The organism is Marinibacterium profundimaris (genome assembly GCF_002210095.1).
Taxonomy (GTDB): domain Bacteria; phylum Pseudomonadota; class Alphaproteobacteria; order Rhodobacterales; family Rhodobacteraceae; genus Marinibacterium; species Marinibacterium profundimaris.
This window is the reverse complement of record NZ_AQQR01000026.1, coordinates 42,709-54,026: the sequence shown is the minus strand read 5'-3', so window position 1 is coordinate 54,026 and position 11,318 is coordinate 42,709. Positions and strand designations below refer to the sequence as shown.

Genomic DNA, 11,318 nt, shown 5'->3' with positions numbered 1-11,318 from the left:
GTGAACTCTACGACCAAGTCCCCGTAAAAACGGGGGGATTACCATCTGATCGTATAGCGTCTGTGGAGATACTGAGTTTCTTTCCGAGTACCGCAGCAAAACCTCTTTATAGTAGTCGATTCTGTATTGCGGCCAGTGGTTTATAACGGAGCGGGATACAAAATCATTCGCTTCCTTGTGGCTAAGCCTTCTTAGATCGGAAATTGACACAACTTTGTTGCGCGAAGCATCTGCAGGTGTTGCGGGAAATTTCTTCCCGCGCCCAACACTCTGGTTTCCGTCATCCTCACTCATGCCCGCAAACATAATGTTGCGGCGCAGACCAACCAAGAGGAGAACCACCATGTCCATGACCTCGACCGTGAAGCTGGGACAGACGCTTGCCCAGTCCGGCAAGCCGCTGCCGAACCTGAGCACGCTGCCCTATAGCGTGCGCCAGGACCTGAAGACCGGGTACGGCTCCGGCAAGAAGTAACAGGGCGTTTGCCCCTCAGTCCCGCCGCGTGCGGCGGGACACCCCAATCCATCACAGCGTTGCCGCTTCCGGCGCGGGCGTCCTGTTTCCGCGTGCGGGAGAGGTGCGCCCCGTTCCCGGAGGTGTTTTCATGAGCGGACAAGGACATATCGGATCGCCGTTTGTCAGGTCACTGCGCGGCCTGTCGTTTTTTGTTGGCGTCGCTGCCGCCTTCACCTTCATGCCGAAGCTCTATGAGCGCACGGCCCCAAGTGTCTGGCGTTACACGCTTGAACATTACCAGGGCATGGACACGCAGCTTGTGCTGCTTGGTCTGAAGGGGGTGCTCGCGCTGGTCGTCTATTTCACGGTCAGCGCCACGATCAACGCTGCCCTGTCTGCCTACGGCCTGCACCTCGCCCTGAAGGTGATGCAGCAGGACAGTGAGGTCATCGAAGACCCTTCGAGCCTGCGTCGTCAGCGCAAGTCACGCCGCAGAATGGTGTTCCTCGGTCTGATCGTCGTTGTCGGCCTGATCCAGTGGGGGTTGTCATGACCCTCTCGTGGAATGACCGCCATCCGTTCGGCTCGGCCAACTTTGCCAGTCATGCTGATCTTCATGCTACGGGAATGCTGCAGCAGACGGGAACGTCGCTCTTTCTCGGATATCATGCGGGCCAGCCGCTCTGGTATGACCGTCCCGGCGGTCTGCTCCTGATCGGCGGGGCACGCTCCGGCAAGCTGCGGGATGTGCTGGCCTATAACCTGTGCAGCGGGATATTCACGCGCGGCTCGATGCTGGCGCTCGATCTGAAGGGCGAACTGGCCGCGATCTCGCAGGACCAGACGCCTGATAACAAGCATTGCCACTACTGGAACCCGCTTGGCCTGCACGGCATCGCTCAGGACCGCGTGAACCCGGTCGATTATCTTCGTAAATCCTCGCCCTCGCTCTTCGCGGATGTGAAGTTGTTCGCCGAAGGGCTGGTGCCCAGTTCCGGTGCCCCGCAATCGGCTTTCTTCGAACAAAGGGCACGGGAATATATAGAGGCGATCTCGCTAACGCTGGTCATGCTGAACGGTCAGCTTGATCTGCCTTCCCTTTACGAGACCATCAACCTGATCCCCGGCAATACGCCTGCATGGCGTGACTTTGCCTATGAGATGTACCGCTCAGGCATTCCGCTGGTCGCCCGTGTGGAAGAAGAGATTGCCACCTCAAGAGAAGATTCCTCGGGCGGCTATCGCGGGATCATGGGCGAGCTGTTCAATGCGGTTGCCTGTCTCAGTGATCCGGTCCTGCGGGAATCCGTGTCGCCGCCGTTCGATTTCTCGCTCGAAGATTTGTGCCGCTCCGATCAGTTCAGCCAGTTTTACATGATGTGTCCGGCAGAGTTGGTCGGGGCGTATGCCCCCGTCATCAAGGCAATCTTCACGGGCGCGATGATCTACAAGGCCCGCAAACCCGACGCGCCTGCCCAGACCTGGATACTGGATGAATGCGCGCAACTGAAAGGCTTTTCCCTTGTGCCGCGCATGTTCACCTATGGCGCTGGCATGGGTATCCGACCCTGGGCGGTGTTCCAGTCTCTCAAACAGATGGATGACCTGGCACCGGGGGCGCGGGATATCGTTACCTCCAGTGCGGGCTGCCAGAGTTACTTCAGCCTGCGCGATGTCCTGTCCTCGCGCACCATCTCCGAAATGCTCGGCGTGCAGACCTTTCAATGGACTGATCCCGTGCGGCAAGGACGTGCGCGCCTAGATCAGGCCAGACTGCTTGGCAATCTCTTCAGCGGGGCCGATCCGTTTGATCTGATCCCGCAACTTATGCAGAAGCGGCTGGAAAGCCAGTGGCAGACACGGCAGCGGCGTCCGCTGCGGACCACGGATGAAGTGCTGAACCTGCCCGAGAACCGCCAGTTCATCTTTGCTGATGGCCTGCCGGGGGCGGTGCTGGCGGAACGCGCCCCGTACTTCGACCAGCCGTTCATGGCCGGGCGCTATCACCCGAACCCGTACCATCCGCCCTATGACCGCGTGAGCGTGACGACGAATACAGGCCGCAAAGAAATGCGCCCTGTCATCAGGCAGGCCGTCCCCGACCGCTTCGCCCACCTGCCGCAATACCGGGGCGGCACCTGGTCTCATATCGGGGGACAGAGAGATGCGTGACAGCCTCCCCAGTTCCTACAGCTTTCAGCACCGGGGTGAACTCCCGTCCTATGACGCGGGCTTCACCCGTGATGCCGGACTCTCGCGCGATGCGTTTGAAGCCTTGCGGACGGGCAAAATGCCTGACCCCTGCATTACGCGCGATCCGTCCGAGCGCGACCAGTGGCATGTGAAGCTCAACCGCTTCGATCTCCCCGAACCACGACCGGACTTCGCCCCTCCCAACCGCGCCCGCTTCAATGCCGACTGGGAAGAGATGCGCCGCTTGTCCCGTGCGAAGTTCGAGGAACGACGCCTCAACATGGCCAGCCGTTTCTTCAGACGGGCACGCGACCGATGAATATCAGCAAGTTCTAATGTGCTGATCTTGTTCAATTTTGCGTTGAAAAGGAGAAAGCCAATGTGATATGTTCTATGTTTGTTCTTATTCGCTGACGGCATCGCCTCGCGGACCATAAGAACGAAACGACAAATCCCGAAAACTAAACCACCAACCAAGGAAAGGAGCATTTCCATGGACAGTACAACTGTATCCAACAAACCGATTGAAACCCTGCGCGACAGCCGCCTGAAGGCGAGTATCTGGGAGAACGCATCCGAGAAAGGCCCGTACTACACGGTCTCTCTGGCCAAGATTTACGAGGACAAGGACGGACATCTCCAGGAGACGCAATCGTTCTCGGCAAGCGAGTTGCTGCGCGTGGCCGAACTCGCCCGTGAAGCCCACGGCGTTGTCCGCGATCTGAAGCGCGAACGTAGTCTGGAGCGGAACACCGACCAACAGGCCGAACAGGGAAGCAACCGTTCCCGGTCTGAGCGTCCGGCACGCTTCCGCAGGTGACTAACCGAACAACGGACGGGCGCTTGGCTGTGTGGGGCCGCGCCCGTCCTGCCATCAACAAGAAAAACAGAAAGGACGCACCATGAAAGATAGAGGGAAAACAAGAACCGAACTGAAGGACACCAGCACGCTCGGGCCGCCAGGATCACTCGGTGATCGCCTGTTGGACGACTACGGGTCTGAACTGGAAGGCGAAGGTCTGAGCGAAGATCAGCAGAAGGAATGTCTGCTTGCTCTGTGGCAGGTGATGGTGGCGTTTGTCGATCTCGGCTTCAGCGTCAAGCCTGGGGATAAACTCTTCCCCGAAAGTGACGTGGGCTTCGATGATGTGCTAAGCTACATCTGCCTTGAAGACCTGCCGCGCGAAACAGTCGCATCCCCTGACAATCAAAAACAAGAGGAGCGACCATGAGCGCAGAACACTTCAAGATTCCAGATACCGATACCCCAAAAGCCCTGATCTATTGCCGCGTGTCTTCCGCCCGACAGGTAGAGGAAGGCCACGGCCTTGACTCACAGGCCACGCGCTGCCGCGAATATGCCGAACGCAAAGGCTATGAGGTGATCAGGGTGTTCCATGAGCGCGGTGTTTCCGGTGGGCTGATGGATCGCCCGTCTTTCAACGAACTGATCGCCTTCATCAAGGCCATGCGGCGCGAAGGCATCATCGTTATTATTGACGATATCAGTCGCTTTGCCCGTGACATTGAAAGCCACTGGACGCTGCGCCGGACCTTGAAAGACCTTGGCGGCAAGCTCGAAAGCCCTTCTATCACTTTCGGCGAGGATTCCGATTCCGTCCTGATTGAGAACCTGCTCGCGTCCGTCTCACAACACCAGCGCCAGAAGAACCGCGAACAGACCACCAACCGCATGCGCGCCCGTACCATGAACGGTTACTGGTGTTTCCCCGCACCGCCGGGCTTTCGCTATGAACGTGTGGCCGGACATGGCAAGTTGCTGGTCCGGGACGAACCGCTCGCCACGATCATTGCCGAAGCCCTTGAAGGCTTTGCCTGCGGGCGCTTTGCCTCTCAGTCCGAGGTGAAGACCTATCTGGAATCCGAACCTGCATTCGCCTCCCGCTTCCCGAACGGCTTCGTGCGCTATGAGGAGGTCATCCGCCTGCTGAGCCGTCCGCACTATGCCGGATATATCGAAGTGCCTGCCTGGGGCATCACGCTTCGCAAAGGCCAGCATGACGGGCTGATCTCGCTCGATACCTACACCCGTGTGCAGGACCGTATCCGTGAAGGGGCGCGTGTCGCCGCACGGGCGGACATCAACGAAGACTTCCCGCTGCGCGGCTTTGCCCTGTGCGGTGACTGTGAACACCCGCTGACCTCCTGCTGGTCGAAGAGCAAGACGGGCAAGAAACATCCCTACTATATGTGCTTCCACAAGGGCTGTTCCTCCTACCGTAAATCCATCCGCCGCGATGTGATTGAAGGGGAGTTTGCCGTGCTGCTCAATGACATTACCCCGTCACCTGCGAAGCTCTCGATTGCCAAGCGCATGTTCAGTGCTGCGTGGAATGAGCGCCAGGACCGCGCCCGTGAGAATGCCGCGCTCTATACCAGCAAGATCAAGGAACTGGATGCGCAGGTCGAAGCCTTGCTCTCCCGTCTCATGGAGGCGGACACCAGCACGGTCATCAAGGCGTATGAAAAGAAAATCGGGCAGATCGAACAGGAAAAGCTGCTGCTCGCTGAAAAAGCCGAAACTGCGGGCAAGCCGAAAGCAACCTTCGAGCAAATGTTCGAACTCGCGATCAGATTTCCCGCAAACCTTTGGAAAGTCTGGGAAACTGGTCGTTTCGACCTGCAACGACTCGTCCTGAGACTGGCTTTCAAGGACCGTCTGGCCTACTGCCGGAATGAGGGGTTTCGAACCCCGGAGGTTTCGTTTCTGTTCAAAGTGTTAAGGGGGGAATCCATGCCGGATTGCAAAATGGCGGAGAGACAGGGATTCGAACCCTGGAGACGGTTTCCCGCCTACACACTTTCCAGGCGTGCGCCTTCGACCACTCGGCCACCTCTCCGTCCGGCCCCCTTAGCAAAGATTCCATGGCGACTGCAAGACGGTGCGCGACGACTTGTAAAACTAGTTCGACTGCGGCCCGGAAATAGCCTTGGCACGGCGTCGGCTGCTGGTCCGCGGACCGACGGAAGGCGCCCGGTGAACGAGCACCTCTCCCCCGTCGCAGTTGTCGCCACCCGCGGTCAGGCTGTTTTCAGCTGCGCCGGCTCTCACTCACCTCCTGCATAGGCCCAAGTGTTCAATCCGGCCTTTAGTGGCTTGGACTCGGGATGAAGCGACTGGCCCTGGAGGCCAAGTATTGCAGGTGTATGCGTAGCGCATCGGCCTGGGTGTGAGGTTGTATGCTTCCGTTAGGTCGCCGTGGTGCGAGAGCAGCTGATCGTGGCTGTCGCAATCGTACCGTTTCCCGGTCGCCTCCTTGATCGTTCGGTTCATCTCCGTGACGACCTTGTCCCATGTTGCGTCCTTCCAGGACCGAGAAAAGATCGCACCAGCAAACCGTAGGATCGAATACCTGACCGGGCGTCCGGGCGGCAGTTGCCCGGCAGCTCCCGACAAGAAAACCGGCCGAACGCAAAGGCGCCGGCCGGCTCTCATTCCAGGATGGTGTACCACACGCCACCATGGCGTCAGGTCACCGCGCTTCCCCGGGTCCGTCGTCAGGGCCCCCAGAGTCCGCGTCGGGTGCCGCGTCAAGCTCCCATTGCGGTTCGGGCTTCGAGCCCGCGCTGGAAGAGCCCGCCGAAGGCGCAGGCCCAGGATCGGGGCGCGCGTGGTCCTTGGCCAGCGCCTCGGGGTTGCGCAGCCAGATGTCGCGCTGTGCGAAGGGGATCTCGATCCCTTCCTCGGCGAAACGTTCGGCAATGGCGTGGTTGATCTCTGTCCGCACCTGCAGGCCCCATCCCACGTCGCGGATGATCACGCGGATCTCGAAATCCAGCGCATCCGCGCCGAAGCCCTGGAACACGATGAAGGGCGCCGGGCGGGCAACCACCATCGGGTGATCTTCGGCGATCTCCAGCAGGATCTTCTCGACCTTCTTGGTGTCGCTGCCATAGGCCACGCCCACCGCGATGATCACCCGCCCCGTCGGCGTCCGCGTGTAGTTCGTCACCGAGCCCGAGATCAGGTCGGAGTTCGGCACGATCACATCGGTGCGGTCGAAGGTCTCGATCCGCGTCGCCCGGACCGAGATGTCCTTGACGATGCCCATGGTGCCGGCGACCTCGATCCAGTCGCCCTCGGCCACCGGGCGTTCGATCAGCAGGATGATGCCCGAGACGAAGTTCGACACGATGGTCTGCAGGCCGAAACCGATGCCGACGGTCAGCGCCGAGGCGATGATCGCCAGCGACGACAGGTCGATGCCCGCGCTCGTCACCGCGATCAGGCCCGCCAGGAAGATCCCCAGGTAGCCGATGCCCGACACGATGGCATTCTGCCCGCCCGGGTCGATCTTGGTTTTCGGCAGAAGCGAGGATTTCATCGCCCCCTGGAACAGCCGGGTCAGGCCGTAGCCCAGGACGAAGACCAGCAGGAAGGTCAGGAAGTCGACGGGCGAAATCTGCGCGCCGCCGATCGTCATCCCCTGCAGGAAGCGGGTCCAGAGCTCGCCCAGGTCGCTGTCGCGCACGCCCCAGATCAGGGCGATGAAGGGCAGGCAGACGGCGGCCAGGATAAAGCCCGTGAGCACGGCAAAGAGCGAATCCATCGCCCCGTCGCCCTGCCCCGTGGCATAGCCGTATATTCCCGCGATGAACCGCTGCAGCACCGCGGCCAGGGCCAGGATCGCCAGGGTCCACATCATCGGGTAGAGCGCCGCCTCGGCGGCGTTCATGTAGCCGGCGGCCGCCGCCAGCGGCGCGGCCACGGCGATGATCTGCGCCGCGGTGCGGATCGGCGGCATGATGCGGAACAGGCTGCTCCGCACGCTGGACACCGCATCGGGATCGTCGTCGTCCTCGACCGAGGCGCTGTCCGTCGCGGCCTCGGCTTCGGACCGGTCAGGGCGGCTGATCGTAATCAGCCGGAACAGAACCATGCCGCCCACCACCACGATCGGCAGCCGGATCACGGACGCCACGGCGGCATCCATGTTCTCGAGCCCGATCATCAGGTCCGCTGCATCCTTGAACACCAGCACAAGCGCCATGGTCCAGATCGTGGCCCGGATTTCGGCCTTGGTGTGGCTGGCGTAGGGGATCAATCCCTCGCCGTCCCGGGTGTCGTACAGACGCTCTCCGAGCCAGGCGAAGGCCAGAAGGATCAGCGACCAGTGGAACATGGCGTTGAGGATCGCGTTGCCGCGCATACCGGTCAGCCCGGTCACCTTCAGGGCGGTCAGGATCAGCAGCACACCAAGCGCGGGGATGATGATCCGGCCCAGCGAGACAACGAAGGTCCAGACCCCGCTGCCGGCCCCGCCGAAGCTGCGCAGGTAATCCCCCAGCCGCCCGGCCAGCGCCCGTCCGCGCAGGATGGCGAAAGCGCCCAGCACCAGCAGGAAGGTGATGATCGGGGCCGAGCTGACGGCCTGCTGGCGCGTGACTTCGTTGTTCAGCGCGCGCTGGGTCTCCTCGATCGTGTCCTCGACAAAGCCCACGACCGCGCGCCAGGCATCGGGCCAGAGCGCGGGGTTGATCGGGATCGGATCGCGGGTGAAGAGCTCTTCGGTCTGACGCGACCGCAGCCGCGCGTCGATCTCGGCGATCAGGCCGTTGGCCTCGTTATAAGCGGCCTCCGCCACCACCGATGGCGCGCGCAGTTCTTCCAGCCTGTCCTGCAGCTGTGCCCGGGTCTCGGCGATGGCCGGAGCCTCCTCGCCGTCCTCGGGTGCCGGTCCCAGCGCGTCGAGCTGCGATTGCAGCGTTCGGATCCGCGTGGCGTTCTCGTCGCGGGCATCGGCGAACCGCTCCCGGTAGGACGCGATCTCGGCGCGCATGGACTCCAGCGCGTCGTCCGAGGCCCGGTCGGCATCCAGCACCGTCTCGGCGCGCGACACCAGAGCCTGCCAGGCGTCGGGGTCGATCGTGGCGTCGCTTGCCGACTGGGCGACAGACAGGGTGGCCCAAAGCAGAAGGCTGAGGACCGCGAGAAGGCGCTTGAATATCAACATGAGGTCAATCGTCCTCGAAAACGCCCGGGATGCTGGCCGGGCCGCGGCCCATCCAGTCGGGGATCGGCAGGCCCTTGTCCTTCAGGAAGCTCGGATTGAAGAGCTTGGACTGGTAGCGCGTGCCGTAATCGCACAGCACGGTCACGATCGTGTGGCCCGGCCCCAATTCGCGTGCGAGGCGGATGGCGCCGGCGATGTTGATGCCCGTCGATCCGCCCATCACCAGCCCCTCTTCGCGCAGCAGGTCGAAGATGATCGGCAGCGCCTCCTCATCGGGGACCTGGTAGGCGAAATCGGGCGTGAAGCCTTCGAGATTGGCGGTGATGCGCCCCTGTCCGATCCCCTCGGTAATCGAGGACCCGTCGGTGCCCAGTTCGCCATGGGCGTAATATTCGAACAGCGCCGAGCCTTTCGGATCGGCAATGGCGATCTTCACACCCTTGGGCTGCAGCGCCGCGGCCACGCCGGCCAGCGTCCCGCCGGACCCCACGGAGGCGACGAAGCCGTCGACCTTGCCGCCGGTCTGTTCCCAGATCTCGGGGCCCGTCGTTTCGATATGGGCCTGCCGGTTGGCGACGTTGTCGAACTGGTTCGCCCAGATCGCGCCATGCGGTTCCGTCCCGGCCAGCTTCTCGGCCAGGCGCTGGGAATAGCGCACGTAGTTGTTGGGGTTCTTGTAAGGGGCGGCGGGCACCTGGACCAGCTCGGCGCCGGCCAGCCGCAGCATGTCCTTCTTTTCCTGGCTCTGCGTCTCGGGGATGACGATGACCGTCTTGAACCCCATCGACGCCCCGACAAGCGCGAGCCCGATGCCAGTATTGCCGGCCGTGCCCTCGACGATGGTGCCACCGGGCTGCAATACCCCGCGCTTCACCGCGTCGCGGATGATGTAAAGCGCCGCCCGGTCCTTGACCGATTGTCCGGGGTTGAGGAATTCGGCCTTGCCCAGGATCTCGCAGCCGGTTTCTTCACTGGCTTTCCGCAGCCGGATCAGTGGCGTGTTGCCGACGGCGTCGGCCAGGTCTCGTGCAATGCGCATGGGCGCCCCCAGTCTTGTCGTTTGGTCAGAAGGTGTAGCGCCCGCATCCCGGGACAACAAGCGGTCAGCCCCCGCTGCGCAGCCTCTCGCGGTTCAGTGCCAGCCACAAGCCGGCGGTCACCAGTTGCAGGTTGACGAAGCGGCCGGCCTGCAGATCGTCGAAGAAGGCGTCGAAGGCCATGACTTCGCCGTGAATATCCTCGCCCTCGGCCTCCAGCCCGCCCAGTTCGCCGGCACCGTCAAGGTCCGCGATCCCCACGAAGATGTGCGAGAATTCGGTCGAGGATCCGGTCGAGGAATAGGCCCCGGCCACCCGTTCCAGGCGGGACAGGCGGACCTTTGCCTCCTCTTCGGCCTCGCGGTAGGCCGCCGTTTCCGGGGATTCGCCCGGATCCACCAGGCCCGCGGGCGCCTCCCAGGTCCAGGGCGCGGTATCGCCGGCGATATAGGGCGCGGCGCGGAACTGCTGGACCAGCAGCACCTCGTCCCGCACCGGATCATAGGGCAGCACGATGGCCGCATCGCCCACCCCGATGGCGGCGCGGTTGATGACCGGGCCCATGGAGCCATCGAACTGACGGTGGCGCAGGTTGACTTCGGTCACCGAGAAGAAGTTGAGATAGGGCAGCGTCCGCGCCTGCAGCTCCACGTCGCGGTCCAGGTCGAAGCGCGAGGGCCGGGCGCGCTGCGGGGCGCGCAGGCGGGCGGCGGCGCGGGTCTCGATCGCCTTGAGCCGGTGCGCGCCGAAATCCTTGGCCGGCCAGCGGCCGTATTGCGCCATGACCTCTACCGCCACCAGCATCGCATGCGGGGCGCCCTCGGCCTGCCAGGTGTCGGGATCGAAGTCCCCTGCCCCGTCCTTCGGTGCCTCGGGTGCCTGCGTCACAAAGGCCGTCGCTTCGCCGCCATCGGTCGTCACGTCCAGCGGGGCCGCGCCATGCACGGCGCAATAGAAATGCAGCCGCTCGATCTCGACATCCGTGAGCCCGCCCAGAAGCAGGCCGGGGGCCCCCGCCCCGCCGGGATCGGGGATCAGCGTCACCGGCCCTCGTGGCCCGGCCAGCACCGGCTTGTGCCCCGGAAGGCGCGCGGGCCGCACCAAGGCAGCCACGGGTCGGCCAAGGACAATCTCCAGCAGCGGCGCATGCCGCAGCCGTCCGAACAGAAAGATCTCAGCCAAATCGCGCCGCCCTGCTGCTGTCGGCGCCTCAGCGCCATCTCCTGTGGGCATATTCGGTCGCGAGCCCGGCCGCCACCCCCCCGGCCAGCAGGGTCACGATGATCATGACGCTCGCGATCATCGTGGCGTAATCGATGGCAATATAGAGGATCGCGAGGATCGCCTCGAAGGGGCCATCATAGCGGTTGCGCATGGCCAGGCGCACCATCTCGTCGGTGCTGTGCACGAAAAGCGCCCAGAACATCATCGCCACGACCCCGGTCACGCCGTTGTTGATGGCCGAGACCTGGCCCCGCCCCGCGCGCGGCCCCATGACCATCCAGCCAGTCACCAGAGCCACCGCCATGTTGACCGGCGTGAACCAGGGCCCGACGCCGGTGCCCTCGGGCAGCAGCGGCATGACCTGGCCCGAGACGACAAAGGCCACCAGGGCCAGGCTCAGCGCGGCGACAAGGCGGGCGGCCGTCGGCATGC

Annotated in this window: 12 protein-coding genes, 1 tRNA gene and 1 pseudogene; 7 read left to right on the top strand and 7 right to left on the bottom strand. The window is 63.0% G+C overall.

Annotation, left to right across the window (positions count from 1 at the left end; all coding sequences use genetic code 11):
• Positions 1 to 345 (bottom strand): hypothetical protein (locus ATO3_RS29365; RefSeq protein WP_233152322.1); only part of this gene is annotated, 345 nt, incomplete at its 3' end.
• Here ATO3_RS29365 and ATO3_RS29505 point away from each other — a divergent pair.
• From ATO3_RS29505 to ATO3_RS25780, 7 genes and pseudogenes are all read left to right on the top strand, one after another.
• Entirely contained in the window at positions 344 to 475 is a 132-nt protein-coding gene (locus ATO3_RS29505; protein ID WP_269845440.1) for a hypothetical protein, read from the top strand. The two genes, ATO3_RS29365 and ATO3_RS29505, sit on opposite strands and share 2 nt — an antisense overlap.
• A gap of 130 nt (positions 476 to 605) precedes the next feature.
• Positions 606 to 1,010, top strand: a complete 405-nt coding sequence (locus ATO3_RS25805; protein WP_088652754.1) for a hypothetical protein — start codon at positions 606 to 608, stop codon at positions 1,008 to 1,010.
• Positions 1,007 to 2,629 (top strand): type IV secretory system conjugative DNA transfer family protein, encoded by a 1,623-nt coding sequence (locus tag ATO3_RS25800; protein ID WP_088652753.1) that lies wholly within the window; start codon positions 1,007 to 1,009, stop codon positions 2,627 to 2,629. Before ATO3_RS25805 ends, ATO3_RS25800 begins: the two co-directional genes overlap by 4 nt.
• A complete protein-coding gene (locus tag ATO3_RS25795; protein ID WP_088652752.1) occupies positions 2,622 to 2,969 on the top strand; it encodes a hypothetical protein in 348 nt (115 codons plus the stop codon). Before ATO3_RS25800 ends, ATO3_RS25795 begins: the two co-directional genes overlap by 8 nt.
• A gap of 174 nt (positions 2,970 to 3,143) precedes the next feature.
• Positions 3,144 to 3,470 (top strand): hypothetical protein, encoded by a 327-nt coding sequence (locus ATO3_RS25790; protein ID WP_088652751.1) that lies wholly within the window; start codon positions 3,144 to 3,146, stop codon positions 3,468 to 3,470.
• An 82-nt stretch (positions 3,471 to 3,552) separates the two neighbouring features.
• Complete coding sequence (locus ATO3_RS25785; protein WP_088652750.1) at positions 3,553 to 3,882, top strand: hypothetical protein; 330 nt, start codon at positions 3,553 to 3,555, stop codon at positions 3,880 to 3,882.
• Positions 3,879 to 4,868: pseudogene (locus ATO3_RS25780) on the top strand (recombinase family protein); the annotation flags it as partial. The gene ATO3_RS25785 and the pseudogene ATO3_RS25780, both read left to right, overlap by 4 nt.
• A gap of 87 nt (positions 4,869 to 4,955) precedes the next feature.
• Here the strand turns inward: ATO3_RS25780 and ATO3_RS29360 are convergent.
• The 6 genes from ATO3_RS29360 to ATO3_RS25755 all read right to left on the bottom strand — a co-directional run bounded on the left by ATO3_RS29360 (position 4,956) and on the right by ATO3_RS25755 (position 11,316).
• A complete protein-coding gene (locus ATO3_RS29360; protein ID WP_233152321.1) occupies positions 4,956 to 5,297 on the bottom strand; it encodes a hypothetical protein in 342 nt (113 codons plus the stop codon).
• Positions 5,298 to 5,421: 124 nt separating this feature from the next.
• Positions 5,422 to 5,511: transfer RNA gene (locus ATO3_RS25775), tRNA-Ser, on the bottom strand.
• A gap of 633 nt (positions 5,512 to 6,144) precedes the next feature.
• A complete protein-coding gene (locus tag ATO3_RS25770) occupies positions 6,145 to 8,625 on the bottom strand; it encodes a DUF3772 domain-containing protein (RefSeq protein ID WP_088652749.1) in 2,481 nt (826 codons plus the stop codon).
• Between the two features lie 4 nt (positions 8,626 to 8,629).
• Positions 8,630 to 9,664 (bottom strand): cysteine synthase A, encoded by a 1,035-nt coding sequence (locus tag ATO3_RS25765; RefSeq protein WP_088652748.1) that lies wholly within the window; start codon positions 9,662 to 9,664, stop codon positions 8,630 to 8,632.
• 64 nt (positions 9,665 to 9,728) lie between these two features.
• Positions 9,729 to 10,844, bottom strand: a complete 1,116-nt coding sequence (locus ATO3_RS25760) for an NUDIX domain-containing protein (protein ID WP_158218078.1) — start codon at positions 10,842 to 10,844, stop codon at positions 9,729 to 9,731.
• A gap of 28 nt (positions 10,845 to 10,872) precedes the next feature.
• A complete protein-coding gene (locus ATO3_RS25755) occupies positions 10,873 to 11,316 on the bottom strand; it encodes a TrgA family protein (protein ID WP_088652746.1) in 444 nt (147 codons plus the stop codon).
• Positions 11,317 to 11,318: the final 2 nt, after the last annotated feature.

Excerpts from the sequence above, each read along its gene's own strand:
- ATO3_RS29505 (WP_269845440.1), top strand. The coding sequence starts at position 344 with ATGTCCATGACCTCGACCGTGAAGCTGGGACAGACGCTTGCCCAGTCC.
- ATO3_RS25805 (WP_088652754.1), top strand. The coding sequence starts at position 606 with ATGAGCGGACAAGGACATATCGGATCGCCGTTTGTCAGGTCACTGCGC.
- ATO3_RS25800 (WP_088652753.1), top strand. The coding sequence starts at position 1,007 with ATGACCCTCTCGTGGAATGACCGCCATCCGTTCGGCTCGGCCAACTTT.
- ATO3_RS25795 (WP_088652752.1), top strand. The coding sequence starts at position 2,622 with ATGCGTGACAGCCTCCCCAGTTCCTACAGCTTTCAGCACCGGGGTGAA.
- ATO3_RS25790 (WP_088652751.1), top strand. The coding sequence starts at position 3,144 with ATGGACAGTACAACTGTATCCAACAAACCGATTGAAACCCTGCGCGAC.
- ATO3_RS25785 (WP_088652750.1), top strand. The coding sequence starts at position 3,553 with ATGAAAGATAGAGGGAAAACAAGAACCGAACTGAAGGACACCAGCACG.
- ATO3_RS25770 (WP_088652749.1), bottom strand. The coding sequence starts at position 8,625 with ATGTTGATATTCAAGCGCCTTCTCGCGGTCCTCAGCCTTCTGCTTTGG.
- ATO3_RS25765 (WP_088652748.1), bottom strand. The coding sequence starts at position 9,664 with ATGCGCATTGCACGAGACCTGGCCGACGCCGTCGGCAACACGCCACTG.
- ATO3_RS25755 (WP_088652746.1), bottom strand. The coding sequence starts at position 11,316 with ATGCCGACGGCCGCCCGCCTTGTCGCCGCGCTGAGCCTGGCCCTGGTG.